Source organism: Crossiella sp. CA-258035 (assembly GCF_030064675.1).
Taxonomy (GTDB): domain Bacteria; phylum Actinomycetota; class Actinomycetes; order Mycobacteriales; family Pseudonocardiaceae; genus Crossiella.
The window spans coordinates 1,147,719-1,172,946 of the sequence record NZ_CP116413.1; the positions used below are offsets into that span (position 1 = coordinate 1,147,719).

A 25,228-nucleotide genomic window follows, 5' to 3' on the forward strand; every position below is an offset into this window, starting at 1 on the left:
CCCCTGGTCATCGCGGGAGCTGGGACCCGGCGACGGCGTCAGCGAAGTCGGTGGACACCGCCAGCGCACGCACCTCCTCCAGCTCCCGCGCGACCTCGGCCAGGTGCGCCTCGATGTCCGCCACTGCGGAGCTGCCCAGCGGCAGCCTGGCCGGCAGCACCTCCCGGTCGGTCACCGCGATCATCACCTCGGCCGCCTTCACCGGGTCGCCCTGCTGGCTGTGGTTGGTGTCGTCGGCCCAGTTCCGCATCACCCCACCGGTCGCCGCGTAGTCCTCGATCACGGTGGCCGCGCGGACCAGCGAGGAGGAGTCGAGGAAGTCGGTGCGGAACGGCCCCGGCTGCACCGAGGTGACCTGCACGCCCAGTGGCGCCAGCTCCAGCCGCAGCGACTCGGAGAAGGCCTCCACCGCGAACTTGGTGCCGCAGTAGGCGCCCCAGCCGCCCCAGCTCACCACGCCGCCGACCGAGCTGATGTTGAGGATCTTGCCCGCGCGCTGCGCCCGGAACACCGGCAGCACCGCGCGGGTGACCGACAGCAGCCCGAAGACGTTGGTGTCGAACACCGCCCGCACCTCGGCGTCGCTGAGCTCCTCCACGGTGCCGAGCAGCCCGCGCCCGGCGTTGTTGACCAGCACGTCGATCCGGCCGAACCGGGCCACCCCGTCCGCGACCGCCCGTGCCGCGGCCGCCTCGTCGGTGACGTCCAGCGGCACGGCCAGCAGCCGCTCGCCGTGACCGGGCAGCGCGGCCAGGACCGCCTTCGGATCGCGGGCGGTGGCGATCACCGAGTCACCGCGGTCAAGCGCCTGCCGGGCGATCTCCAGGCCGAAGCCCCGCGACGCGCCGGTGATGAACCACGTGGTCATGTGCTGACTCCCAGAAGTCGTTGGTCGCTGTTGTGCTGCCACCGACTCTCCCGCTCCCGCAGCCGCCCTACCAGGACCTCTCCGTCCCTGGGACGCCCCGTCCCTGGGACTGCCAGTACCAGGCAACCCCACGCCAACTCCGCCAGAATGGCCCCCATGGACCGCACCCCACCCGCAGGCGCCGCACTCGGCGAGTACCTGCGCGCCTGCCGCTCGCGGGTGGACCCGGCCGACCGCGGCCTGCCCGAGGACGGCCGCAAACGCCGCGTCCCCGGCCTGCGCCGCGAGGAGCTGGCCCAGCTGGCCGGGGTGAGCGTCGACTACCTGGTGCGCCTGGAACAGGGCCGCACCCGCAACGTCTCCCGCGCCGTCCTGGACGCCCTCGCCCGCGCGCTCAACCTGCGCGAGGACGAACACGCCTACCTGCTGCGCGTCGCCGAACCCGTCCGAGGCCAGACCTCCCGCACCCCGGCCACCTCAGTACGCCGCCAAACCCAGCAGCTGCTCGACGGCCTGTCCGGCCTACCGGCAATGGTGCTCGGCCGACGCATGGAGGTGCTGGCCTGGAACACCCTCGGCGCGGCCCTCTACCTCGACTTCGCCACGCTCCCGCCCGCGGACCGCAACCTGCTGCGGCTGACGTTCCTGGACCCGAGGGTGCGCCCGATGTTCCAGAACTGGGACCAGGTCGTCCGCGACTGCGTGGCCCACCTGCGCGAGGACGCCTCCCGCTACCCGGACGACCCCAAACTGGCCGCCCTGGTCGGCGAGCTCTCGGTGAAGGACCCGGACTTCCGTCACTGGTGGGCCGCCCACCGAGTCCGCGCCCAGGAGTTCGGCCAAAAAACCCTGCTGCACCCCATCGCGGGCCCGATAACCCTGGACTACCAGACCATGGACCTACGCGACGCGGCGGACCAGAAGCTCGTGGTCTACACGGCCGAACCCAACTCCCGCTCCGCCGAAGCCCTGCACTTCCTGGCCAACTGGGCCAGCACAGCCACCCCGAGCCCAGACGTCGTGAACCGCGCACGCGGCCACCGCCCCCGGACCGCCCCTGCCGCCCCCGGACGCACCACCAGCGGCGGCCTGAACCCCGACGCACAAGCACAGGACCCGTCACACCCACCTAGCTGACTAGGTCCCCGGTCCGGGCGGTGTCCACGGCTGCCTCACCAAACGCCGAGTGCGGCTGTCGCGCCCGAACTACCGCAACCGCGCATCGCGCAGCGCGTCCAGGCCATGACCGCCGCCATCTAGACACAACCGCACAACCGGCAGGACTCACTCACCTAGCGCAGGTACTCCGGCGGCACCCGATCCGTCAGCCACACCCCATTGGCGCTGACGTAGAACCGGTACCCGGCAACGGACATCCGCGCCGCGTCCACCCGCAACACCACCGGCTTGCCCCGCCGCGCCCCCACCCGGACCGCGGTCTCCTCCGTGGCGGACAAGTGCACGTGATGCCGCCGCATCGGCCGCAACCCCTCCCGCCAGATGGCGTCCAAGGCGGCCCCCACCGTCCCGTGGAACAACACCTCCGGCGGCGCGGCCTCCGCCAGCCCCAGGTCCACCGCGACGGAGTGCCCCTGACTCGCCCGGATCAACGTCCCGGTCTCGTCAAAGGCGAACCGCCGCTTGTCATTGCGCTCCACCACCTCGTCCAGCTCGGCCCGGCTGACCCGGAAACCGTGCTGCCCCAAGCCTTTCAGCAACTCATCGACGGAAACCCAGCCCCCGTCGCCCAACTCGAGCCCGATCTCGCCGGGCGCATGCCGCAGGTGCCGCGAAAGCCGCTTGGACACCCGAACCATCTTCTTCTCATCCATCTCGGCCCCAGTGAACCCCGCCACCGGCCCCTAGCCCCACCGATTTATCGCCCAGCACTACCAAAAACCACAGCCACATCGGGATATATAAGACACCCTCCCCCGACCACGCCAGCCCTGCGACGATCAACAACCAGGTTCTCGGCCACGTGACCAGGAACCAGCCGCCGACCAGGACCCCAACCCGGCTAGGAGATCCGCCAGTGCCCATGTCCGTGCAGGACCGCACCGACTTCCTCGCCGCCCCCCACGTCGCCATCCTGGCCGTCACCCGCGAGAACCGCGGCCCCCTCGCCGTCCCGGTCTGGTACGACTACCGGGACGGCGAGGTGCTGGTCTGGACCCGCGACAGCTCCCGCAAGGCGCAACTGGTCCGTGCCGCCGGCCGGTTCAGCCTGGCCGTCCAGCACGCCGAACCCCCGTACGGCTACGTCACCGTCGAGGGCCCGGTCACCTGGCAGTCCAACCCGCCACACGCGACCCTGCTCCGCATCGTCAGCCGCTACCTGCCCCCGGAAGCAGCAGCCGCCTTCGTCGAAGCGAACCAGACCCCGGACGCGGTCCTGCTCAGCATGCGCCCGGAGTCTTGGATCAGCGGCTCCCCAGCCAGTTGAGCCCGTCAATCAGAAACTTGTTCTGCGTCTCGCTGGCAAAAGTCGACGACAGCGGCCGGTTGTTCGGATAGTCCATGGCGTTGTGCCCGAAGTTGGCGTACAGAACCCGGTAGTTCTTGTTGGTCCACATGATCGGGTAGTACCCCGACCGCCAGGTCTGGTTCGGATCCGTCCCCAACGGGAAGCTCGACGGATCCACCGAAGCCAGGATCTGGATGTTCGGATTCTGCCGCAGGTCATTCGTCCAGCTGTACCACTCGCTCACCGACGAGGTGAACACCGAAGGCAGCCCAGCCGTAGCCGGATGCGACCGGTTCTCCACCTTGAGCTTGGCCGTGGTCGGCCCCCAGGTGTTGTTCCGGAACCGCCCCGTCCCCAACAGCGTGTTGTGGTACCAGCCCCACCCGTTGGGATTGTCGTTGTAAGCGGCCACATGGAACCCCAGCCAGCCCCCACCCCGCTCCACGTACCGCTGGAACCCACTCCGCTGCGCCGCCGACCCCGGCAACGCGTCCAGGAACATGACCACCTGGTACTGGTTCAACGCGGAGTCATTGGCCAGAATGTTCCAGTCAGTACTCGCGGTATATGAGAAATTGTGCTGCGCAGCCATCCGCGAAAACCAAGGATTGGCCTCCTTGACAAACGAGATGTGCGCCGCATCCCAAGTCCCCTGGTACAACCCCAACACTTTGTACCGAGGCGCCGCAGGAGCCGCACTACCCCCTTGCCCAGGCACCAACACAAGAACCACCAACGCCACGAGCAACGCAACAACCTGCGTCACCCGAGCACGCCTGCCGTCAGACATGCCGATCCTCTTCCTGTTCCAGGGCGGTGAGAACAGAGCCATGGCGGCGGGATCGTGGCCGGCCAACGGCAGAGGGAAGGACGCCGTCCACGTTCTCCCGCCACGGTAGCCGCGTGATCGGTCAAGCTGAACAGCCGTTCGTAGGGAAACTTTCCCGACCTCTGCTCAGCGTAGAAGGACCGGGTGCCTCGTCGGCAAGCGCACCGATAGGGCACCATCCCTCTTGTTGAGCCAGTCGAGAACCCCGTACAGCCGCCACCAGGTCTGGTCCACTTGCGCAGGGGCTCTTGACGAGCCGCTGGCGTGAGCGAGGGCAGCACCAGCCAACACGCAGGACGCTCGCCAGTATCGGGGCTGCGCGGCACCAGTTTCGAACTTCACCTACGCCTCACAGGTAATGCGACCAGCACGAATTGGCCCGGGTTGCAGCAAAGTGAGGGAAATCAGCAGTTGGTATCACTCAGAGCCCGACCAGTTCAGTGTGGGCTCGGTACCAGTTCCGTGATCAAACCGCTGATGAGTTAGTGACTCGTCGTCGGCGTAGGCCAATGACGATCGTGGCCACCAGCACTCCGTAGAGTTTTCCGAGTATCTGGCCTGGCAGAAATTGCAGGGAACCGAAAGCGATCAGCAGGAACACAACCGAGTCCAGGGCCAATCCTGCGAGGCCGCCGAAGAAGACTGCCCTCGTCCAGCGAGGGGAGAGCCAGGTGAACAGAACGAAGTCAACGAGTTCGCTCAGTGCGAAGGCTACGGCCGACGCAGTCGCGACCGCTGGTTCAGCTACCGCAAACGAGAGTGCTGTTCCCACTGCGAGTGCGATGAGCGATATGCGTTTCCCGAGGGACCACTGGACCAGATCTCGAAAAACAAGAGCGGGACCGACGACGAAGACTCCTGCCGGTGCGGCGAGCCCGAAGCCGACTGGGACGATGCCGAACTCGTCGATGAGCCAGTTGGCCAGCACGATCGATCCCAGGTACAGGACCACGGCAGTGGAACCCACGACGCGGCGCCGCGTTGCGGTGCGTGGTCCGTGGGATAAGGAGGTGGAGTCGGTGCTGGTCTGGCTCATCGGTTCCTCGTGCAAATTAGTGGGCGTGCAGCGGGCAAACTGGGTCAGGCGAAGTCACTGCTGGTGATGACCGCAACAGCGTCATGGCTGTGGATGCTCTCAAGGTTGCGAACGTGCACCCGGTGGGGGAGCCGTCGCGCACGGCAGGCTGTGGAGAGATCCCGGGCCATGTCTTCGACGAATGCGGGGTGGTCGTACGCCTGCATCGTCAACACCCGTTCATCGGGTCGTTTGACTAGCGGGATCACGGGTGCTGATCCGCTCGTCGCGAGCAGCGCGACCATCTTTGAAACGGAGAGCGGGTAGGCGGTGTCTCCGCTGCCCTGAATGGTCAGGGTCACCTCACTACGCTGGTTGTGTGCGCCGTAGTCGGAGATCGTCTTGGAACATGGGCACAGGCTCGTGACTTCAGTTCGAACTGACGTACTGACCCGACAGACCTCACCGTCGAGCCGACCTGCGACTGTGAGGTCGTGGACGGCGAACGACTCGGCGCCAGAGGCAGGGGCGGTGACCCGCGTCGAGACCGGGAACGAGACAGTCACCTCGATTGCAGGGGCGTCCAGTTCATGAGCTCCCGCCTTCAGTAGCTGCGGCATCTGCCTAGGGTCGAAGCTCTGGAGGTGTTCGTCAGCGAGGGCCACCATGCGGCTCATGTGGGTTCCTCGGCGCTCGGCCTGAAGGCGCACCGTCACGGAGACCTCAGCGATCGAGTTCTGGACGAGTTCGCCGTCACTGAACGACACCGGGTAGCGCAAGCCGGCGATGCCCACCTGGTCGACCGCGATACCACGTTGGTCCACTTCGTTCTGTACGTCGTGCACGCTCACCTTCCTCGGTAGGTGCACCCGGAGGTGCAGGTCTCGCGCACGGTCACCGCCGAAAGCGCCGGGAGGGCCGGGTACAGCCGGTCCCAGATCCACACAGCCAGGTTCTCACTGGTGGGATTCTCCAATCCGCCCACTTCGTTGAGGTAGTGGTGGTCGAGTTCGGCCTCCAGCGGCTTGAAGGCGGCCTTCACGTCTCCAAAGTCCATGACCCAGCCAGCCTGCGGGTTGACGGGTGCCTCGACATGCACGATGACTCGATAGGAGTGTCCGTGCAGCCTGGCGCACTTGTGGCCCTCCGGCACATTCGGCAGGCGGTGAGCTGCTTCGAAGGTGAACTCGCGAAAGATCTCCATCACTGGATCCCGAGATACTTGTGTGTCTGAAGCGACAACGACCAATGGGGGTTCTTGAGGCAGTACTGGACAGCCGCTCGTGTGTTCTCCTCGACGTCGGCGCCGTCCATCGGTTGCAGACGGAAGTGCTGGAAGTCGAGGTGCTCGAACTGGGCCGGGTCGCCGCCGACTTGTGGGTAGACGAGTTTGAGTTCGTCCCCGCTGGTGATCACGAGCTCGGCGCCCGCCTTCGGGCTCACACAAATCCAGTCGAGGCCGACCGGTGCCAGGCGCGTGCCGTTGGTCTCCACAGCCACGGTGAAACCGCGCGCGTGCAGCTCGTCGATCGCCGCTTCGTCCAGTTGCAGGAGCGGTTCCCCGCCGGTGCAGACGACGAACCGATGATCGCGGCTGTCCGAGGGCCACTGGCGCTCCACTGCCTCAGCGAGTTCAGCAGCGGTGGCGAACCGACCGCCACCCTCTCCGTCGGTGCCAACGAAGTCCGTGTCGCAGAACTGGCAGATTGCCCGTGAGCGGTCCTTCTCGAGGCCGGTCCACAAGTTGCACCGCGAGAACCGGCAGAACACCGCAGGCCTGCCGGCGTGACTGCCCTCGCCCTGCAGGGTGTAGAAGATCTCCTTGATCAAATATGTCATGCGCGAGCAATCTGGTACCGAGCGGGGTCGCTCATGCCTGCCTCGCTGAACCCCTTGAGACGCAACAGACAGGTGTCGCAGCGCCCACACGCCGCGCCCTCCGCGTCGGGGTCATAGCAACTGGAGGTGATCGAGTAGTCCACGCCCAGGCGCAGCCCCTCTCGGATGATGTCCGCCTTGGACATAGTGATCAGGGGCGAGTGCAGCGTCAATCGGGCCTGCCCCTCCACGCCTGCCTTGGTAGCCAGGTTGGCCATGTTTTCGTACGCCGCCATGTACTCCGGCCTGCAGTCCGGATAACCGCTGTAGTCGACCGCGGTGACCCCCGTGAAGATGTCCGACGCGCCGACGACCTCCGCGTAGGCGAGCGCAAACGAGAGGAAGATCGTGTTACGAGCCGGGACGTAGGTCACCGGGATGCTGTCGGCGTCGATGTCGTCGACGCTGTCGTGCTTGGGCACCGCGACGTCGGAGGTGAGTGCTGAACCGCCGAACAACCGCAAGTCGATCTCGGCGACCTTGTGATCGGCTGCGCCGAGGGATGCAGCCACACGCGCAGCGGCTTCAAGCTCCACGCTGTGCCTCTGCCCGTACCTGAAGCTCAGGGCGTAGGGCGTGAACCCCTTGTCCTTCGCGATGGCAAGCACCGTCGTGGAATCGAGTCCACCACTGAGTAGTACGATCGCCGGTCGGCTCATCGACGTCACCTCCTTAATAGTGTTGGGTAGCTCGGAGCATCCTAACGCGCTAACTGAGAGATGAGTAACCCGCACCGCGGGCGAGTTACGAGGCGGGAGTTTGGGAGCGTGAGACAACTGGTCGTGGTGGTGACTTGCACCGATCGCAAGATCGCTGCTGCCGCTCCTGAGCTCCAGGTGAGGTCCCTGCCAGGGGGCAGCGTTGCGCAGCGCCTCGTCGTGTGGCAGGAACGGCTGAGTCGCGGGGCGTCGAAGGTGCCTCTCGCCCGGCTCTACAAGGGTGAGCACTGGGTGCAAACCGGGGAGCTCATGCGAGCGGCGGCTTCCGCCGGGTTTGCCCCGGAGCTTTGGGTGGCGTCGGCGGGGCTAGGCCTCCAGCCGGTGTCGAGCGAGTTCCCCGCGTACGCCGCCACGTTCAGCCCTCGGCACGACGACTCGGTCGCCGCTTCCCCCGTTGATCGGAAGCTTTGGTGGAAGGGGCTGCAGAAGCAGATGAGCACTCCCCGGGTGGCGGAGTTGGGAGCCCGGCGGTCTGTGCTCTTGGTGCTCTCCGACGTCTACGGGGCCGTTCTGCACCCTGAGTTGCACGAGTTGGCGCAGTCGAGCGACGACGTCCTCCTCGTTGGCGGCAGTGAAGATGTCGCAGGCATGCGGCGCTTGCCTGCGAATGGCGCATTGCGCAGCGCGTTGGGAGGAACAATGACAGGCCTCAACGCCAGGATGGCGGCGTCCTGGTTGAGCCAGTGCTCAGGCGGCGTGCTGACCTCCGACGCAACTTGCCGCAGTTGGGCACGCTGGGCGGAGAGTGCAGCCAACCCGATGCGGTACAACCGGGTGCCGCAGACGGATGCTCAGGTCAAGGACTTCATCCGCCGCAAGGTCGTCGAACATCCTGAGCACTCGAGGAGCAGGTTGCACCGCATGCTCCGCGACAGCGGCCTGGCCTGTGAGCAGAGCCGGTTCGCGCAGTTGTTTCTGGAAGTGATGGGGGAGAAATGATCAAGCGTCGAGCGTTGAGGATCAAACAGCACCCCACGATTCCCCTGTACGTCTTCGCCCTAGCCGCGCACGAGGTGAGCCAGGTCGCTGACATCGCCCGGATCTCACGCGATGCTGCGGGCAAGTTGCTCGGCTATCAGAGGCCGGAGAAGAAGCAGCACGTCAACCAGATCCTCGAGTATCTCGACGGTAACGACGTGTTGTTCCCCAACGGTTTGATCCTGGCTCTGCCTGGAACCGTGCGGTTCCGGGCGAGTCCCGGCCCGGCCACCGGGTACGACTCCATGGCCGTGAGCGGCACGATCGAGATCCCGCTGCCGGACTCGCCGGATGATCCCCGGCCGGCGTGGATCGTGGACGGGCAGCAGCGCAGCGCGGCACTGGCGAAGACGAGGAACAAAGACCTGCCGGTCATCGTCGCCGGATTCGTGGCGGAAGACCTTGCCACGCAACGTGACCAGTTCCTCCGCGTGAACACCGTCTCACCGTTGCCGACGAACCTGGTGTCGGAACTTCTACCCGAGGTGCCAACACCGTTGCCCACCAAGGTGTCCGCGAGAAGGCTGCCCTCCGCACTCGTCGACGTGCTCAACCAGGACCGAGACTCGCCGTTCAAAGAGTTGATCAAGCGTGCATCGACCCCGCAAGAGCAGCGCAGCTCTGCCGTCGTCACCGACAACAGCCTCATCACTGCGATCGAGGAGTCGCTCAACTCCTCGTCGGGTGCGCTCTTCTTGTTCCGTAACCTGTCGGCGGGCACGACTGACACCACAGCCATCCGTAAGATCCTCATCTCCTACTGGACGGCGGTGAAGGAGACCTTCCCCGACGCGTGGGGACTGCCACCGACGAAGAGCAGGTTGATGCACGGTGTTGGCATCCGTGCGATGGGTAGACTCATGGATCGCGTCATGACCCATGTCGACCCTGGCGCTGACGACATGGTCGGTCTCATCCGCCGGGAACTCAGCTCGATCGCGGGCAGGTGCCGGTGGACGCAGGGGCGCTGGGAGGAGCTCAACATCGCCTGGAACGAACTGCAGAATACTCCCAGGCACATCAGCATTTTGTCGAACTTCATTGTCCGCGAATACGTCAGGTCGAGGTCGAACCCTTCGTGAGATTCTACTTTCCCGACAGTCAGGACTTGGTCAGTCCGACTTATGACTTTCTCAACGATGAGTATCTCGCGACCCGAGTTCGACAACGGGATGACGTCTATGCGCACGAGATCGTGGCGCCTCGTCCATACGACGGTATTCTCCTCAGTAAGGCCATTGTTGATCCCGCAGATTCTCGCAGCGCCGGGAAGTACGCTGCGTCGCAGCGGGCGCGTCTCTACAGGCTGGGTGTCAGGAGGTTCTTCCGGCTGCCAGACGAGATGGACAGTCTCGGCGACTGCGGCGCGTTCAACTATATCGACGAGGAGTACCCGCCGTACTCGATCGAAGAGGTACTTGATTTCTACGATGGCTGCGAGTTCGACGCGGGCGTAAGCATTGACCACGTTATTTTCGGCTATGTCCCTTCGGGGGCAGAGGACGATGTCGACCCTGCCTGGAAGAAGCGGCGGATAATTTCGCTGGATCTAGCCGAGCAATTCATCGGCGCGGTCAAGGCTCGCGAAAGTTCCCTCGAGCCCGTTGGTGCGGCCCAGGGCTGGAGCCCGGCCAGTTACGCGGACAGCGTCGTCCAGTTGCAGAAAATGGGATACCGTCGCATCGCCCTCGGTGGCATGGTGCCGCTCAAGACCAGTGAGATCCTTGACTGCCTCGTTGAGATCGAGTCGCGGCTGGACGATCAGACCACACTTCACCTACTGGGTATCAACCGAGTGGACAGCATGGAGAAGTTTGCCGAACATGGGGTGGCAAGCTTCGACAGCACTTCGGTTTTCCGGCAGGCGTTCATGGATGAGCGCAACAACTACCACACGGCCAATGACACCTACGCGGCGATCAGGGTACCGCAGGTTGACGGTAATCCTGCATTGAAAAGGCGCGTTTTGGCTGGCTTGGTGTCCCAAGCGGAAGTAATCGCGCTCGAGAGGAAGTGTCTCGCCCTGCTTCGTGATTACGACAAGTGTCGGGCAGGCATCGAAGAAACGCTCAGTGCGCTGGAGCAATATGAGAAGCTGGTACTGGGTGAAGGTGTCAAGAAGAAGTCTTATCTCTCTCGGTACCGGCGCACCTTGGAGGAGACGCCGTGGAAGCACTGTCCGTGCGCACTCTGCCAGGAGCACGGAATTGAGATCGCCATCTTCCGTGGGACTGAGCGGAACAAGCGACGAGGATTCCATAACCTCACAGTGCTCGAAGCCAAGATGCGCAAGCTCAGTTTTGCCGGCCGCCGCACTGGTGAGGCCGCTCAGATGAGGAGAACAAGTGGCTGACCAGTACACGCTGCGACTCCCTGCGCTCGAGGTGCGCCAAGGACGGCGGCGCATCTACTGCTTCGCAGTCGACGGGAAGAAGTTGCACAGCTTCGCGGCAGTTTCGCGTATCCGGCGGGACGAGGACGAGCAGTTGCTCGGCTACCAGCGGCCAGAGGTGCTCAGCCACATCAGGAGTATCCGTCGGTATCTCGAGTCGGACGGCGCGATGCTGCCCAACGCGATCGTCGTAGCGTTCGACAGCAGAGTCGAGTTCGTTCCCTCGCTAATGCAGGGGGAACAAGTTGACTATTCGGTGCTCGGTGAGCTCGTCATCCCTGTCGACGAGACCCTGCCGGAGAACGACAAGCCCGCGTGGCTCGTTGACGGGCAGCAGCGCAGCGCTGCCATCCGGGACGCCAACATCGCTGAGTTTCCGGTCGCGGTCGTCGGGTTCATCACCGACGCCGAAGAAGAGCAGCGCTCTCAGTTCATCTTGGTGAACTCCACCAGGGCGTTGCCGAAGGGGCTCATTCACGAATTGTTGCCCAACACTTCCGGCCAGTTGCCAGCCGCATATCTCAAGCGCAAGTTGCCGGCCGAGTTGATGACGAGGTTGAACGGGCAACGCCGTAGTCCCTTCTATCGGCGCATCGCGACACCTACCGCGCCGAACGGTTACATCAAGGACAACAGCGTTCTGAAGATGCTGGAGCACAGTCTGTTCAACGGTTCTCTCTTCCAGTATCGCGATCCGAGCGACGGAAGCGGTGATGTGAAAGCGATCCTCGACCACTTGGTTCTCTTCTGGTCCGTGGTGCGAGATGTTTTCCAGGAGGAATGGCGGAAGCCGCCCAAGGACTCGAGGCTCACGCACGGTGTAGGAATCCAGTCGCTCGGCTTTATTATGGACGAGTTGACTGAGGACATCCCGGTGGAGCGGATCAAGGAGGACGAGATCCGGAAAGCGGTCGAGAGTCTCAAGCCACACGTGGCCTGGACCTCGGGCGTCTGGAAGTTCGGGGAGGGCGAGGAGCGTAAGTGGAACAACCTCCAGAACACGCCGAATGACGTCAAGCAGTTGACTGAGTACCTCAAGAAGATTGTAAATAGAGGTCTCAAGAAGCGCGCGAGGTAGCGATTGACTGGGGCGCATCCGACATTGGGTCGGGTGCGCCCCGTCTTTCAGGGTCTAGCGATAGAGTCTGTCTCGATCTCTTCAATTGCTGCCGCCACTAAAGATGCCGTTCCATTTCTTGAGTACGATATTGGTGGCTCATCTGGCGGCCAGTTTAGCGGTGACTAGAACAGGTACGGGTGTCTGAGTTGAGCCTGCCCCGCTACGTTCGGCTCAATCATTTCGAGGTCGAGTGGAAATTCTGGCCTGCGGAACGGATGCGTCTAACTGAATCCAGGACTCGGTAGGCTGGCCGCCGCTCTCTGGAACTGTCGACTAGTATCCACTGCCCCACGGTGAGTTCTCGCAACCGATGGATACCGAATGTCATCTGCCGCGCTGAACGGGTCGCGCTCGATGTTGACCAATATGTCCACGTGGGTGCTTGACTGGCCAGTTCGTGCTCTGGGCGGTTGTGGTGCAGATCGCGGCGACCGCATCGTAGTCTGGCCCCGGCCGCGCTAGGCGCGGGCGGCATGGGTTGCGCAAGCCCTCCAGGAAGAGCTCTCCCCTCAGCCGAACTGTCGGCGGAGAACGCCGACAAAGCCTCGTCGAAGTCAATCGCGTCAAGATCGACAGTTGCCTGGCGGAACGCATGGTCTATGCATCCAACCCCGAGTTGATCGACGTCTCACCGCCATCAAGAGTGATGTGCAGCAGTTGCCAAAGGAGTTCGCCTGTGCTCAGGGTGCATCTTCCAGGCTCAAAACGCACCACGCCGAGACGTCGCTCCAGGCCCGCTGCAGCCAATCGCTCCGCCGACAACGCCGCCGTCACATCACGAAGCAGGTGCGACAAGGCCGCAATCTGTGCAGGCCAAGGAAGAAGGGAGAGGATGGCCGGATTTTGATGATCATCCGGCCTCATCCTTGTGGTGCCCCCGGCAGGATTCGAACCTGCGCCCCTGCCTCCGGAGGGCAGTGCTCTATCCCCTGAGCTACGGGGGCTAACCCGGTCTCCGTACCCCGGTTGAACCCGGTGTCGCGGCGACGAGGAGAAGCTTAGCGCATAGCCGGAGGGGGTCTGCACGCCCTACCGTCTGAAGGCATGACCGAGGCTGGCTACTGCTCAGTAGATTCTGGTGACCTGCGGCTTGGCGTCTGGGTGGAGGGGGAGCCTGGGGCGCCGGTGATCGTGTTCGTGCACGGGTTCCCGGATACCGCCGCGTTGTGGGAGCGGGTGGTGGCGGAGCTGGGTGAGCGGTACCGGGTTGTGCGGTATGACGTGCGGGGTTGTGGGCGGTCTGGGCGGCCTCGGGGGCGGGACGGGTACCGGGTGGAGCGGTTGGCCGCGGATCTGGTGGCGGTGGCTCGGGCTGTTTCGCCGGGGCGGGCGGTGCACGTGGTGGGGCATGACTGGGGGTCGGTGCAGGCTTGGGAGGCTGTGACCGATCCCACATATTCTGGGGTGTTCGCCTCGTTCACGTCGGTGTCGGGGCCTTCTCTCGACCACCTGGGGTGGTGGGTTCGGGGGGCGTTGCGGCGGCCTTCGTGGGATGGGGTTCGGGGGCTGGCGACCATCGCGGTGCGGTCGGCCTACACCTGGGTTTTCCGGTCCTGGGCTGGGGAGTTGGTGGCTCCTTTCCTCGCGCGGCGGTTCGGGGTGCGGAGCGGGGATGTTCGGCGGGGGCTTGAGCTCTACCGGGCGAACCTGCCTGGGCTGGTGCGTTCGGCGAAGGAGCGGTCGGCCTCGTTGCCGGTGCAGTTGGTGGTGCCTGGGCGGGATCCGTTCGTGACGCCGGCGCATGTGGCGGGGACGGCGCGGTGGGCGGAGCGGTTGTGGCGGCGGGAGTTGCCGGGGGCCGGGCACTGGGTGCCGCGGACGCATCCGGCGGCGCTGGCGCGGATGGTGGGGGAGTTCGTTGATCATGTGGAGGGGGCGCCCGCTAGCCGGGGGTTGCGGGCCGCGGTGAGCTCGGCGCGGTTCGGGGAGAAGGTTGTGCTGGTCACGGGTGGGGCCAGTGGGATTGGGCGGGCCTGTGCGCGGGGGTTTGCCGCGGCGGGGGCTGAGGTTGTGGTGGTTGATGTGGACGGGGCGGGGGCCTCGGCGGTGGCGGCGGAGGTCGGGGGGACCGCTTATGCCGTGGATGTGGCTGACGGGGCTGCGGTGGCGGCGCTGGCCGAGCGGGTCCGGGCTGAGGTGGGGGTGCCGGATGTGGTGGTGGCCAATGCCGGGGTCGCGGTCACCGGGCCGTTCCTGGACACCTCGGTGGCGGACTGGGAGCGGGTGGTGGAGGTGAACCTGTGGGGGGTGATCCACACGTTGCGCGCCTTCGGGAAGCAGTTGGCGGAGCGGGGGGAGGGCGGGCAGTTGGTGGTCACCGCGTCGATGGCCGCGTACACGCCGACGCGGAACCTGCCCGCCTATGCCACCACCAAGGCCGCGGTGCTGATGCTGGCGCAGTGCCTGCGGGCGGAGCTGGCGGGGCGGGGGATCGGGGTCTCGGCGATCTGTCCGGGGATCGTGCACACCAACATCACCCGTTCGGCCCGGTTCGCCGGCACGGACCCGGCCACCCAGGAACGACTGCGGGAGTTCACCACCCGGCGCTACCTGCGGCGGGGCTTCGCGCCGGAGCGGGTGGCCTCGGCGGTGCTGGACGCGGTGGAGCGGAATCTGGCGGTGGTGCCGGTGACCGGGGAAGCGCGGCTGGGACTGCTGGTTTCCCGGCTCTCACCTGCGGTTTTGCGGGCTGCGGCGCGGGTGGACCTGCTGCCCAGGAGGTGACCGCGTGATCCGGGTCACCGTTGTTCATATGCGCATGTCACTATATGTTGGGAGCCGGAAGGGAGCGTGAGATGGGGCAGGGACACGGGCACGGTCATGGGTTGCCGGTGGCGCAGGCCGCCAGTGCTTCGTCGAAGTACGTGAGCCGGTTGTGGTGGGCGGTGGGGCTGGGGCTGGTCACGCTGGTCATGCAGGTGACCGTCGGCCTGTTCACTTCCTCGCTCGCGCTGCTGTCGGACTCCGCGCACGTCTTCACCGACGTCCTCGGCGTGAGCATGGCGCTGGCCGCGATCATCGTGGCGCGCCGGGCCGCGCAGACCGCGGGCCGCACCTTCGGGCTCTACCGGGCCGAGGTGCTGGCGGCGCTGGCCAACACGCTGCTGCTGTTCGGGGTGGCCATCGGGGTGCTGATCGAGGCGGTGGACCGCTTCGGCTCGCCGCCGGAGGTGCCGGGGCTGCCGGTGACCCTGGTCGCGGTGGTCGGCCTGGTCAACAACCTGATCGCGCTGCTCCTGCTGCGCGGCGGGGCGGAGGAGAGCATCAACGTCCGGGGCGCCTACCTGGAGGTGGTGGCCGACGCCATCGGCTCGGTCGGCGTGCTGATCTCCGGACTGGTGACCATGATCTTCGGCTGGAAGTACGCGGACCCGATCATCGGCGTGGCCATCGGCCTGTTCGTGCTGCCGCGGGCCTACGTGCTGGGCCGCAAGGCGCTGCGCATCCTGTTCCAGCACGCGCCGGAACGGCTGGATGTGGCCGAGATGTCCCAGGAGCTCCAGCAGCTGCCCAACGTGATCGAGGTGCACGACCTGCACGTGTGGACGCTGACCTCGGGCATGGAGGTGGCCTCGGCGCACCTGACCGCCAAGCCGGAGGTCGACTTCGCCGACGTGCTGGCCGCGGCGCAGAAGCTGCTCGCCGAGCGCTACCACATCGAGCACGCCACATTGCAGGTCGAACCGGCGGGCCACGAGGCCAAGTGCCGGGAGCTCGCCTGGTAGCAGCGCTCAGCCGGGTAACCGCCAGGCGCGGTTGCCCGGTTGCAGCGGGACCGGCGAAGCGGGCAGTGGGGCTGTCACCGAGATGACGAACGCGGCCCTGGCCGGCATCCCCAGCGCCGACCAGAGTCCGCCGACCCCGTGGTCGGCCAGCCGCACCGCCACCGGCTGCCCGGACTCCTGCGCGGTGAGCGCGTCCAGCGCGCCGTCGAGCAGCTCGTGCTCACCGGCCACGCTGCCCGCCCGCGCGGCGACCAGATAACAGAGTTCGAGATCGCGGGCGGGCCGGTGTGCCCGGCCCGCCCGCATCTCGTACAGGAACACGTGCACCGCGGGCGGCGGGTCGGCCTCGTTGATCCAGGTCGGGGTCGGCGGTTCCAGCCTGACCTCGACCCCGTCCGGCAGCCTGCTGCCCAGCAGCCGGCACAGCGCGGTGTCCACCCCTCGGATCACCCCGCCGGTCGGCTCATCATCCGACCGTTCGGGCCGTGACGAGTTCTCCATGACGCTCCCCGTCTTCGCACACGGCCCGAACGCCGCGGTTCAGATCAGCCCCTCCCGGAGCGCGAACGCCACCGCGTGCGAGCGGTTGCGCAGCTGGAAGCGGTTGGTGATGTCGTGCAAGATGCTCTTCACCGTGCGCTGCGAGTAGCACAGCTGCTCGGCGATCTCGCGGGTGTCCAGACCGTCCGCGACCAGCCTGAGCACGTCGGTCTCCCGTTCCGACATGCCTGCCAGGCTCATCCCGTTCGGCCGCAGGACGTTGCGCTGCAACCGGGAGACCCGGTTCAGCAGCCGGCCCAACAGGTCCGGCGGCAGGGCGCCCTCACCGGCGGCCGCGGCCCGCACCAGGCGGACCAGGGTCTCCGGGGTGGCCTCGGAGCGGCGGACCACCGCGCTGACCCCGGTTTCCACCGCGGTCAGCAGGTCCGTGTCGTCCATCTCCCCTGCGATGAGCACTACCTTCGTGTTGCCCCGAACCTGAAGTCCCCGAAGCAGTTGCTGGGTCCGGGTGTCCGTCCGGTCGGTCACCACGAGGACCACCGCGTCCGGGCGGGCCTCCAGTGAGTCGACCAGCAGGACCTCCGGCCGGGAGCGAAGCGCGGCCGCGACGCCCGCGCGTGAGATCGCATCCGTTGCGTGCAGAACAACCGGAACACGTTCCGTGTTCGTCATGATGTTTGGCCCCCTCAAGCCAAGTGCTGCGCTGACCTTGAGAGCGTGGCCCACCCGGTGTCCCAGGGACATGGGACTAGCTGTCCCGTTGTGCTTCGATTTCACTAATCGTTATACAAGCCCCGAAAATCTCCAACAAGCAAGGTACTTGTGGTCGCTAGTTCTCGCCCAAACCGGCTTCCCTGGCCCGCATGATCGCCTCCGTGCGGTCGGCCACGTGCAGCTTGGAGAAGATGTTGGACACGTGGTTGCGCACGGTCTTTCCGCTGATCACGAGCTTGCGGGCGATCGCGGCGTTGCCCTCGCCCTGGGCGATGAGCACCAGCACCTCGTGCTCGCGGGCGGTCAGCTCGGGGAATGCCTCCACCTGGGCGCGGGCGTTGTTGCCGAAGAAGCCGAGCAGCCGGGAGGCGATGGCGGGGCCGAAGATGGCCTGTCCCTCCCCGACCGCCCGGATGGCCCGGACGATCTCCTCCGGGGTCGCGCCCTTGAGCAGATAACCCCTGGCCCCGGCGCGCATCGCGGCGAAGACGGACTCGTTGTCGTCGAACATGGTCAGTACCAGGACACCGATGTGCGGACTGGTGCGCACGATCCGCCTGGTCGCCTCAACGCCGTTGAAGTCCGGCATGTTCAGGTCCATCACCACGACGTCGGGCTGCAGCGAGTCGGCCATGGCCACCGCGGCCGTGCCGGTGGCCGCCTCGCCAGCCACCTCGACGTCGGGGACCTGCTGCAACGTCTGGCACAGGCCGAAGCGGAACAGCGGGTGGTCGTCCACCACCAGGATCCGTAGCTGGTCCAACTCAGGCTTCCTCCCTCGGCACCGGCAACCGCGCCGCGACGCGGGTTCCCCTCACCTTGTCACGGGACTCCACCTGGAAGTCACCGCCGAGCTCACCGGCCCGTTCCCGCATCGAGCGCAGCCCGACCCCGTTGCGCCTGGTCTCGCCGAGCCCGAGGCCGTCGTCGAGCACCTCCACGTGCAGGTCCCGGTCCAGCCAGACCCGGACCAGGCAGCTCTGCGCGCCGGAGTGCCTGGCCACGTTGGTCAGCGCCTCGCACACGATCCGGTAGGCGGCCACCTCGACCGCGGCCGGCAGCGGGGGCAGCTGGTCGGAGACGTCCACCGAGATGGTCAGCGGGGCGTCCCCGTTGCCGCCGATCCGCCCGGCCAGCGTGGCCGCGTGCTCGCGCACCGCGGTGGCCAGGCCCAGCTGGTCCAGCACCGGCGGCCGCAGCCCGTGCGCGACCCGGCGGATCTCGCCGATCGCGCCCTGCAGCTCGTCCTCCAGCCTGCTCAGCATCTCCTCGGCCGCGCCCTGGTTGGTGTTCATCACCTGCCGGACGACTTGCAGGCCCAGCGCGGCCGCGGCCAGCGTGGGCCCGACCCCGTCGTGCAGGTCGTGCAGCAGCCGCCGCCGTTCCTCCTCGCGGGCGCGAACGAGCCTGCTGCGGCTGCGGGCCAGGTCGGTGGTCAGCCGGGCGGTGTAGGCCACCGCGCCGGCGTGCCTGGCCACGTCGGCGAGCACCCGCAGGTCCGGGTCGTTGAACTCCTCGCCCGCGCCGCGGGCGCAGACCACCAGGTCGCCGATGCGCTCGCCCTGGTAGACCAGGGGCAGCCGGACCGGCTCGCCGACCGGTTCGCCGTAGTCGGCGACCACCTCGAGGCCCTTGTCCCGCTCCAGCTCGATCGCGGTGTAGGGCAGCCGCAGCGCGTGCCCGATGGTCTCCACCAGCGCGGGCAGCATGGCCTCCGGGGTCTGGGTCTGCTCCAGCCGGGCGGAGAGCGCGGAAACCACCCGATAGGGGTCGTCCCGGTAGCCGAAGAGGCGTTCGTTGACCAGCTTCGCCAGCCGGTCGTGCAGCGGCAGCACGATGAGCGCGGCCGCCGCGGCGGCCACCGCCTGCTCGGCGAGGTCGTTGGAGTGTGGCAGCACCAGCCAGCGCAGCAGGCCGACCAGCGCCAGGTACCCGCAGACGACGAACACCGACAGGATCACGTACGTCGCCGAGCGGCTGAGCACGATCTCGATGTCCATCACCTGGTAGCGCAGCACCGCCATGGCCACGGTCAGCGGCACCGGCAGGAACACCAGGACGTGGTACTGGTAGGCGAAGATCTCCTCGCCGAACAGGGCCACCGGCAGGCCCCACAACAGCGCGTAGAGCACCGTGGCCAGGCCGAGCGAGGCGGCCAGCCAGCGCAGCCGCATCCGGGTCAGGTGGCTCTTGCTCGCGCGGTACTTGTGCACGAGCACGCCGAAGACCAGCAGCGGGTAGACGAAGAGCACGGTGCGGATCGGCGAGGCCCAGACGTTGAGCGCCTCCACCGGGTTGTCCGTCATGGGCAGCCCGATGGCGACCGTGGCCCCGTAGAGCACCAGGCCGCCGCCGTAGCCGAGCGCGAGCAGCAGGCCGTACCTGGTCTTGGTGGTCACCTCGGGGTAGGCCAGGGCGAAGTGCAGCATGCCGCCCCACAGCAGCACCCAGAAGATCTGGCCGCCGTACCAGCGGTAGAACTGCTCGCCCGCGATGAGGTCCAGCGCCTCGATGCCGAAGTAGCCCGACCCGGCCAGCGTGATCATGGCGATGGAGGAGGCGACCACCGCGGCCCGTGCGGCTGGGTCCCGTGGCCGGCGGGCGAACAGGTAGACCGCGGCGCCGAAGAGCAGGAACAGCACCAGCAGGTTGGGCCAGTTGTGGATCAGCTGGCCGAGCAGCGGGTACTGGGTCAGGGTGACCGGGATGGTCAGCCGCTCGCGCCCGCGCAGCACCTCGTAGTCGAGGGTCTGGCCCTCCCGGAACGCCGGGCCGCCCGGCTGCCTGGCGCCTTCGCTGGTGTCGCGGCCGTCGATGGCGATGATCACGTCGCCCACCCGCAACGGGCCGTCGCGGGTCTCGCCCAGCACCTTCACCACGCCGTCCGGGGTGGCGAAGTCGTTCTGGTTGACCAGGGTGCCGTCGGAGGGGGCCAGTGCCCTGCTGAGCACGCACACCACCGCGAGCGCGACGGAGAGGACGGCGAAAGCCGCCACCAGGATGACCCGCCCCCTCGAACCCGACACGGGGTAATCGTGCTGCATACCCCGATTGAGTGCGACAACGTTCTGGCACCGAATTCTTGAGGTCGCTGGTCAGTCCTTGAACCGGTCCCACACTCGCGGTTCTAGACTTCACCGCACCAAGTTGAGGAAAGCGGGTAGCGCGTGACGGGCCAGTCGAGCCATCCGGTCGGAACACCGGCCAGCATGCGGGTGCTCAACCAGCGTGCGGTGCTCGAACTGCTACGCCGATCGGGTCCGGCGACCCGGCCGCAGGTGGCCAAGGGCACCGGCCTGTCCAAACCCACGGTCGGCCAGGCCCTGCTCGGGCTGGAGCAGGCCGGCCTGGTGCGCCCGGCCGGTCGCACCTCGGCCGGGCCGGGGCGCTCGGCGGTGGTCTACGAGGCCAACCCGGCCGCCGGCTACGTGCTCGCGGTGGACATCGGCCGGGAGCGGATCCGGCTGTCCCTGGTCGACCTGGGCGGGACCGAGGCGGCCCGCTGCGACGAGCGCAACCGCTGCCGCTCGGCCTCCGCGCTGGTGCGGCAGGTCAGGGAGCTGGCCGATCGCATCGTCGGCTCGGCCGGGATCCGGTTCGACCAGGTGGTGGCCAAGGTGGTCGGCAGCCCCGGAGTGGCCGACCGGAACAGCAGGGCGTTGCAGCTGGCGCCGAACCTGCCGGGCTGGGGCCGCAAGGGCCTGCTGGACGAGCTGGAGTCGGTGCTCGGGCCGGGGCTGGTGGTGGAGAACGACGCGAACCTGGCCGCGCTCGGCGAGCGGGAACGCGGCGTCGCCCGGGAGGCGCGGGCGTTCGTGCTGGTCACCGTGGGCACCGGGGTCGGCATGGGGATCGTGATGGACGGGCAGCTGGTCCGCGGCGCGAACGGCGCGGCAGGCGAGATCGGCTACCTGCCCTACGGACGCTTCGACGAGCAGGCGGTGCTCTCCGGCGAGCTGGCGCCCTCGCCGCGCGGGCTGCTGGAGCAGGCCGCCGGGGCCGGCGCGGTGGTCGAGCTGGCCCACGAGCTGGGCCTGGACCAGGCCCGCAGCGCCAAGGACGTGTTCGACGCGGCCCGCGCCCAGGAGCCGACCGCGCTGCGGGTGGTCGAGCTGATCGCGGCCAGGCTGGCCTACGGCATCGCCTCGGTGACCGCGGTGATCGATCCGGAGCTGGTGGTGCTCGGCGGCGGGGTCGGCCGCAACTACGAGCTGCTGATCGAGCCGATGGAGCGGGCGCTGCGCTACCTCAGCCCGCTGCTGCCCACCGTGGTCGGCGGGGAGTTGGGCGATGACGCGGTGCTGGCCGGGGCGGTCGCGGTGGGCCTGCGCGCGGCGGAGGAAACCGTGTTCGACCGCCATGTGCACACCGGCTGAACGCCGCGCGTCAGCGAAACGTCAGCGCGGCTGCCTACTCTGAAGTATGTCGAGGGCAGGCCCGCTGCGCTGCTGCCGCCTTCGGCCGTAGGCGTCAGGCTGACGGGATGTCCGCATCCCGACCCACCCGGCCGGCGCTGCGAGCCCTGCCTGGTCCCAGCGCTTCCCCAGGGCACTGGAGCAGGCAGGGCTCCCCCTACTCGGGAATGCCCAGCCCTGCCACGGTGTTGAGCCGGTGTCACGAGCGCCGTTGAGTCCACTGTGGAGGGTCGAGATGCTGGAGAACTACCGCTGGGCGGAGTCGTTGCTGGCCCAGGGCGACCCGCTGGGCGCGCTGCAGGTGCTGGCGCCGGTGCTGGGCGAGGACGCGGAGTTCTCGGTGCGGCTGCTGGCCGCCCGCGCCTACTACCACTCCGCGCAGCTGGGCCGGGCCGAGCGGCTGCTCACCGAGCTGACCGAGGCCGACCCGACCGACCACTACGTCCGCTTCCTGCTCGGCCGCACCTTGGAGCGCGCGGGCAGGCGGCCGGAGTCGGCGCCGCACTTCCGGCTGGCCGCGGCGCTCTCGCCGAGCCAGGACTACGCGGAGGCGCTGGCCAGGGTGGCCTGAGCAGAACAGACGAACGGCCCGGCCGCGGCAGGAACGCGGCCGGGCCGTTTCGCTTGTTCGAGATCAGCCCGCGAGGGCCCACTCCCGGCCGTCGGTGCTGAACGGCTCCACGCTGCCGAAGCCGTTGGCGAAGTTGCGCTCCACCTGGGCCTTCTCCGCGGCGTTCGGGTTGACGTTCTTGCAGCTGGTGCCCGCGCTGGCGCCGGACATCAGGTCGACGCACAGGCCGGTGCGCCGGTCCGGCAGGCCGAGGATGTGCCCCAGCTCGTGCGTGGTGATCCGCGGGATGTGGTGCCCGTCGTTGACCGCGGTGCGGCCCATCCACACGGTGCCGCGGCCGAGGCTGGTCACCTGCGCGCGCGGCCAGCCGTTGTCGGCCAGGATCCGGACCTGGGCCGGCGTGCCCGGCTCGAACCGGACGTTCTTGACCGAGGCGTTCCAGACCCGGGCGCCCTCGTCCCAGGCCGCCTTGAACTCCTGCGCCTGGCTGGTGTCGTACTTGATCACTCGGACCGCGCTGGTCTCCGCGGCCGCGGGTGAGATGACCACGAGCAGCGAGGCCGCCGCGGTGACCACCCCGACCACCAGCCGCCTGATCTTGTTCTGGAGCACGGTTCATCTCCTAGCGATGCAGGGGAAAAGAGCTGCCCCCAGCTAATCGCGCCGAGCCCGACACATCAACGGCCACGCATATACCAATGCCCCCCAATCCTGGGGTTATGGCGCAAAGACAGGACCGTCGGCCCGGGTGAGTAGTCGTGACCGGTGCAGACCAATGGCGGGTTGCGGGTCAGTTAGGCGAGCACGCGGTAGTGGGTTTGGTAGACGGTCCGGAATCCGGCGTTGGCGTAGAGGAGAAGCGCCGCCGGGTTGTCGTCCATCACCTGGAGGTAGAGCTTGCTCGCGCCGTCGGCCCGGCCCCAGCGGGCGAGCGCGTGCAGGATCGCGCGGGCCGCGCCCCTGCGTTGCGCCGAGGGCAGGGTGGCCTGGCAGTAGATGCCCAGCCAGTCCTGTTCGCGCACGCCCAAGGCGATCGCGACCGGCTCGCCGTCCAGGCGAACCGAGGCGTAGGCGGTGGGCAGTGCGATGCGGCGCAGGATCCTGGCGCGAATGTCGGCGCTCTCCGGAGTGAGCCGGTCCGCGGACTCCTCGGCGTCCGCGCTTATTCTCGGCGACTCGGATCTGCAGTAGGCGCCGAACCATTCTTCGTCGATGACCGGGGTTATCCGCACTTCCGGCGCTGCGGGGGCGGCGGTGCGGTCGAGCACCTCGTCCACCTCGGCGGCTTGGACCGCGGTAGGCCACTTCCACTGATAGCCGCGCCGGGCCAGCGCCTCATCAAGTTCTTCGGGCAAACCGGCTGGGGACAGCTGGAATGACGGCGGCAGGCCGCGTTCACCGTAGAACTTCTCGACCTGGGCGATCCGGGTGTCCAGGTCCAGCTCGCCGCTGAGCTCGTTCGGCCAGGCCGCGTTCGCCCGCCGGGTGACCCCGGCGCCGTACCGGAGCCGCCAGCCGCCGAGCTCCTCGATGCTCAGCGCCGGCCACGCGTGGATCGCCAGCTCTTCCAGCAATCGTGCCGTCTCCAGGCTCATTCCCGGAGTGTGCGTGCGGCCCGTTGGAGTGGTCAAACATTTGCCACTCCGGCCGGTCCGCTATTCACTGTGATCGGTGATGACCAGCACTGTTCTCGTCAGCAAGCGGGGGCCTGCGGAGTTTCGGCTGAATGCGCGCACCGGCGCGGTCGAGCCGCGAAATCCGCACGGCGCGGCCACCGGTGTGGTCAGCGCGATGGCGCGGCGGCTGGGCGCCGGCGTGCCCTGGATCTCCAGCGCGACCAGTGACGGCGACCGGCAGTTGGCCCGTGAGCACCCCGGCGGGTTCGAGATGGCCATCGGCGACGGCCACACCAGGCTGCACCTGCTCGAGCACCGGGCCGAGGTGTTCGCCGCGGTGCAGGACCGGATGAGCAGCGGGCTGCTGTGGCAGGCGCTGCACGGGGTGTGGGACCGCTGGTCCGAGCCCACCTTCGACGAGGGCACCCGGCGGGACTGGGCGGCCATGGGCGAGTTCTGCCAGGACTACGCGGACCGGATCGCCAGGGTCGTCGGCGGCGAGCCCGGCGCGCGGGTGGTGCTGCACGACTACCAGTTCACCGGGCTGCCGGCGCGGCTGCGCGCGGCGGTGCCGGGCGTGTCGATCTGCACGGTCATCCACGTCGCCTGGCCGGATCCCGGGCAGCTGCGGGTGCTGCCGCGGTACATGCGGGAGGAGATGATCCGCGGCCTGCTGAGCTCGGACCTGGTCGTGGTGCTGGCCGAGCGGTGGGCGCGCAACATCCTGGACTGCGCGCGGGAGTTCGGCGGCGCGGAGCTCGGCGGCCGGGTCGTGGTCCAGCCACTGGGCTACAGCCCGGACCTGTTGCGGCAGGCGGAGTTCCCGCCGGAGGACGCGCGGTGGGCGGCGGGGCGTCCGCTGGTCGTGCACTACGGCCGGACCGATCCGATCAAGAACGCGCCCAGGGCGATCCAGGCCTTCCGGCTGGCCCTGGCCGGGGAGCCCCGGCTGCGGGAGAGCCGGTTGCTGGTGCGCGCCGCGCCGCACCACCTCGGGCACACCGCGAACCTGCGCTACCTGGAGCAGGTCGAGGCCGAGGCGGCGCTGACGAACAAGGAGCTGGGCGCGGAGGCGGTGCGGGTGGTCCAGGTCAACGACGTGGCGGCCACCTTCGGCGCCTACGCGCACGCGGACGTGCTGGTGGCCAACTCGGTGGTGGACGGCCAGAACGTCGGGCCGTTCGAGGCGGCCATGCTCAACGACCGGCTGCGGATCGTGCTCTCGGAGAACGCGGGCGCGGCCGAGGTGCTGGGCGAGCACGTGCTGGTGGTCAACCCCTTCGACGTGGCCGAGCAGGCCGAGGCGCTGTGCCGGGGACTGCTCAGCGGCCCCTCGGCAGGGCTGCGTGCGGCCGTGGCGCCGCACACCTGGGAGTCCTGGGCCGACAGCGTGCTCGCACTGCTCGCGGAAAGGTGAGAT

At 67.6% G+C, this 25,228-nt stretch carries 26 protein-coding genes and 1 tRNA gene; 11 read left to right on the forward strand and 16 right to left on the reverse strand.

Going from position 1 to position 25,228, the window contains the following annotated elements; genetic code table 11:
• Nucleotides 1-7: 7 nt before the first annotated feature.
• Nucleotides 8-868: an oxidoreductase gene (locus tag N8J89_RS05530; protein ID WP_283663274.1), complete on the reverse strand. Its 861-nt coding sequence runs from the start codon at nucleotides 866-868 to the stop codon at nucleotides 8-10.
• A 156-nt stretch (nucleotides 869-1,024) separates the two neighbouring features.
• Between N8J89_RS05530 and N8J89_RS05535 the strand changes: the two genes are divergently transcribed.
• The gene (locus N8J89_RS05535; RefSeq protein ID WP_283663275.1) at nucleotides 1,025-2,005 is read left to right on the forward strand and encodes a helix-turn-helix domain-containing protein; all 981 of its coding nucleotides are present in this window, start codon (nucleotides 1,025-1,027) and stop codon (nucleotides 2,003-2,005) included.
• A 155-nt stretch (nucleotides 2,006-2,160) separates the two neighbouring features.
• Here the strand turns inward: N8J89_RS05535 and N8J89_RS05540 are convergent, their stop codons facing one another.
• A complete protein-coding gene (locus N8J89_RS05540; protein WP_283663276.1) occupies nucleotides 2,161-2,700 on the reverse strand; it encodes an RNA 2'-phosphotransferase in 540 nt (179 codons plus the stop codon).
• Nucleotides 2,701-2,909: 209 nt separating this feature from the next.
• Between N8J89_RS05540 and N8J89_RS05545 the strand changes: the two genes are divergently transcribed.
• Nucleotides 2,910-3,314 carry a pyridoxamine 5'-phosphate oxidase family protein gene (locus N8J89_RS05545; protein WP_283663277.1) on the forward strand — a complete coding sequence of 135 codons (405 nt, stop codon included), beginning with the start codon at nucleotides 2,910-2,912 and terminating at the stop codon, nucleotides 3,312-3,314.
• Here N8J89_RS05545 and N8J89_RS05550 read toward each other — a convergent pair.
• The 6 genes from N8J89_RS05550 to queC form a co-directional block, all read right to left on the reverse strand.
• On the reverse strand, nucleotides 3,292-3,996 hold the full coding sequence (locus N8J89_RS05550; protein WP_502868420.1) for a ThuA domain-containing protein: 705 nt from the start codon (nucleotides 3,994-3,996) through the stop codon (nucleotides 3,292-3,294). The genes N8J89_RS05545 and N8J89_RS05550 overlap by 23 nt on opposite strands.
• 634 nt (nucleotides 3,997-4,630) lie before the next feature.
• Nucleotides 4,631-5,200: a hypothetical protein gene (locus N8J89_RS05555; RefSeq protein ID WP_283663278.1), complete on the reverse strand. Its 570-nt coding sequence runs from the start codon at nucleotides 5,198-5,200 to the stop codon at nucleotides 4,631-4,633.
• A 44-nt stretch (nucleotides 5,201-5,244) separates the two neighbouring features.
• A complete protein-coding gene (locus N8J89_RS05560; RefSeq protein ID WP_283663279.1) occupies nucleotides 5,245-6,024 on the reverse strand; it encodes a GTP cyclohydrolase I FolE2 in 780 nt (259 codons plus the stop codon).
• Nucleotides 6,025-6,026: 2 nt separating this feature from the next.
• The gene (queD, locus tag N8J89_RS05565) at nucleotides 6,027-6,383 is read right to left on the reverse strand and encodes a 6-carboxytetrahydropterin synthase QueD (RefSeq protein WP_283663280.1); all 357 of its coding nucleotides are present in this window, start codon (nucleotides 6,381-6,383) and stop codon (nucleotides 6,027-6,029) included.
• On the reverse strand, nucleotides 6,383-7,018 hold the full coding sequence (gene queE, locus N8J89_RS05570; protein WP_283663281.1) for a 7-carboxy-7-deazaguanine synthase: 636 nt from the start codon (nucleotides 7,016-7,018) through the stop codon (nucleotides 6,383-6,385). Before queE ends, queD begins: the two co-directional genes overlap by 1 nt.
• Complete coding sequence (gene queC, locus N8J89_RS05575) at nucleotides 7,015-7,791, reverse strand: 7-cyano-7-deazaguanine synthase QueC (protein WP_502868421.1); 777 nt, start codon at nucleotides 7,789-7,791, stop codon at nucleotides 7,015-7,017. Before queC ends, queE begins: the two co-directional genes overlap by 4 nt.
• A gap of 33 nt (nucleotides 7,792-7,824) precedes the next feature.
• Here queC and N8J89_RS05580 point away from each other — a divergent pair, with 33 nt between their 5' ends.
• From N8J89_RS05580 to dbpB (N8J89_RS05595), 4 genes are read left to right on the forward strand one after another with little or no spacing between them, the layout of a single operon-like run.
• Nucleotides 7,825-8,715, forward strand: coding sequence for a hypothetical protein (locus N8J89_RS05580; protein WP_283663283.1), 891 nt, complete (start codon nucleotides 7,825-7,827; stop codon nucleotides 8,713-8,715).
• Nucleotides 8,712-9,836, forward strand: a complete 1,125-nt coding sequence (gene dbpB / locus N8J89_RS05585; RefSeq protein WP_283663284.1) for a DGQHR domain-containing protein DpdB — start codon at nucleotides 8,712-8,714, stop codon at nucleotides 9,834-9,836. The genes N8J89_RS05580 and dbpB (N8J89_RS05585) overlap by 4 nt, the downstream gene beginning before the upstream one ends.
• A complete protein-coding gene (gene dpdA / locus N8J89_RS05590; protein WP_283663285.1) occupies nucleotides 9,833-11,107 on the forward strand; it encodes a tRNA-guanine transglycosylase DpdA in 1,275 nt (424 codons plus the stop codon). The genes dbpB (N8J89_RS05585) and dpdA overlap by 4 nt, the downstream gene beginning before the upstream one ends.
• Entirely contained in the window at nucleotides 11,100-12,224 is a 1,125-nt protein-coding gene (gene dbpB, locus N8J89_RS05595) for a DGQHR domain-containing protein DpdB (protein WP_283663286.1), read from the forward strand. Before dpdA ends, dbpB (N8J89_RS05595) begins: the two co-directional genes overlap by 8 nt.
• A 639-nt stretch (nucleotides 12,225-12,863) precedes the next feature.
• On the opposite strand, the gene N8J89_RS05600 is transcribed toward dbpB (N8J89_RS05595), so the two are convergent.
• Nucleotides 12,864-13,130 carry a hypothetical protein gene (locus N8J89_RS05600; protein WP_283663287.1) on the reverse strand — a complete coding sequence of 89 codons (267 nt, stop codon included), beginning with the start codon at nucleotides 13,128-13,130 and terminating at the stop codon, nucleotides 12,864-12,866.
• Nucleotides 13,131-13,135: 5 nt separating this feature from the next.
• Nucleotides 13,136-13,210, reverse strand: a tRNA-Arg gene (locus N8J89_RS05605).
• A 100-nt stretch (nucleotides 13,211-13,310) separates the two neighbouring features.
• On the opposite strand from N8J89_RS05605, the gene N8J89_RS05610 reads away from it, so the two are divergent.
• Both N8J89_RS05610 and N8J89_RS05615 read left to right on the forward strand, forming a co-directional pair.
• Entirely contained in the window at nucleotides 13,311-14,990 is a 1,680-nt protein-coding gene (locus N8J89_RS05610) for an SDR family oxidoreductase (protein WP_283663288.1), read from the forward strand.
• A gap of 71 nt (nucleotides 14,991-15,061) precedes the next feature.
• Nucleotides 15,062-15,991 (forward strand): cation diffusion facilitator family transporter, encoded by a 930-nt coding sequence (locus N8J89_RS05615; RefSeq protein WP_283663289.1) that lies wholly within the window; start codon nucleotides 15,062-15,064, stop codon nucleotides 15,989-15,991.
• A 6-nt stretch (nucleotides 15,992-15,997) separates the two neighbouring features.
• Here the strand turns inward: N8J89_RS05615 and N8J89_RS05620 are convergent, their stop codons facing one another.
• The 4 genes from N8J89_RS05620 to N8J89_RS05635 form a co-directional block, all read right to left on the reverse strand.
• Nucleotides 15,998-16,492, reverse strand: a complete 495-nt coding sequence (locus tag N8J89_RS05620; RefSeq protein ID WP_283663290.1) for a Pvc16 family protein — start codon at nucleotides 16,490-16,492, stop codon at nucleotides 15,998-16,000.
• Nucleotides 16,493-16,531: 39 nt separating this feature from the next.
• Nucleotides 16,532-17,164 (reverse strand): response regulator transcription factor, encoded by a 633-nt coding sequence (locus N8J89_RS05625; protein WP_185001885.1) that lies wholly within the window; start codon nucleotides 17,162-17,164, stop codon nucleotides 16,532-16,534.
• A 157-nt stretch (nucleotides 17,165-17,321) separates the two neighbouring features.
• Nucleotides 17,322-17,969 (reverse strand): response regulator, encoded by a 648-nt coding sequence (locus tag N8J89_RS05630; protein ID WP_252480067.1) that lies wholly within the window; start codon nucleotides 17,967-17,969, stop codon nucleotides 17,322-17,324.
• Between the two features lies 1 nt (nucleotide 17,970).
• On the reverse strand, nucleotides 17,971-20,232 hold the full coding sequence (locus N8J89_RS05635) for a histidine kinase (RefSeq protein WP_283663291.1): 2,262 nt from the start codon (nucleotides 20,230-20,232) through the stop codon (nucleotides 17,971-17,973).
• A gap of 141 nt (nucleotides 20,233-20,373) precedes the next feature.
• Here N8J89_RS05635 and N8J89_RS05640 point away from each other — a divergent pair, with 141 nt between their 5' ends.
• A complete protein-coding gene (locus N8J89_RS05640; protein WP_502868422.1) occupies nucleotides 20,374-21,582 on the forward strand; it encodes an ROK family protein in 1,209 nt (402 codons plus the stop codon).
• Between the two features lie 274 nt (nucleotides 21,583-21,856).
• Nucleotides 21,857-22,192, forward strand: coding sequence for a tetratricopeptide repeat protein (locus tag N8J89_RS05645; protein ID WP_283663293.1), 336 nt, complete (start codon nucleotides 21,857-21,859; stop codon nucleotides 22,190-22,192).
• Nucleotides 22,193-22,255: 63 nt separating this feature from the next.
• Here the strand turns inward: N8J89_RS05645 and N8J89_RS05650 are convergent, their stop codons facing one another.
• Nucleotides 22,256-22,804 (reverse strand): snapalysin family zinc-dependent metalloprotease, encoded by a 549-nt coding sequence (locus N8J89_RS05650; RefSeq protein ID WP_283663294.1) that lies wholly within the window; start codon nucleotides 22,802-22,804, stop codon nucleotides 22,256-22,258.
• Between the two features lie 182 nt (nucleotides 22,805-22,986).
• Nucleotides 22,987-23,787: a GNAT family N-acetyltransferase gene (locus N8J89_RS05655; RefSeq protein ID WP_283663295.1), complete on the reverse strand. Its 801-nt coding sequence runs from the start codon at nucleotides 23,785-23,787 to the stop codon at nucleotides 22,987-22,989.
• A gap of 79 nt (nucleotides 23,788-23,866) precedes the next feature.
• Here N8J89_RS05655 and N8J89_RS05660 point away from each other — a divergent pair, with 79 nt between their 5' ends.
• On the forward strand, nucleotides 23,867-25,225 hold the full coding sequence (locus N8J89_RS05660) for a trehalose-6-phosphate synthase (RefSeq protein WP_283663296.1): 1,359 nt from the start codon (nucleotides 23,867-23,869) through the stop codon (nucleotides 25,223-25,225).
• Nucleotides 25,226-25,228: the final 3 nt, after the last annotated feature.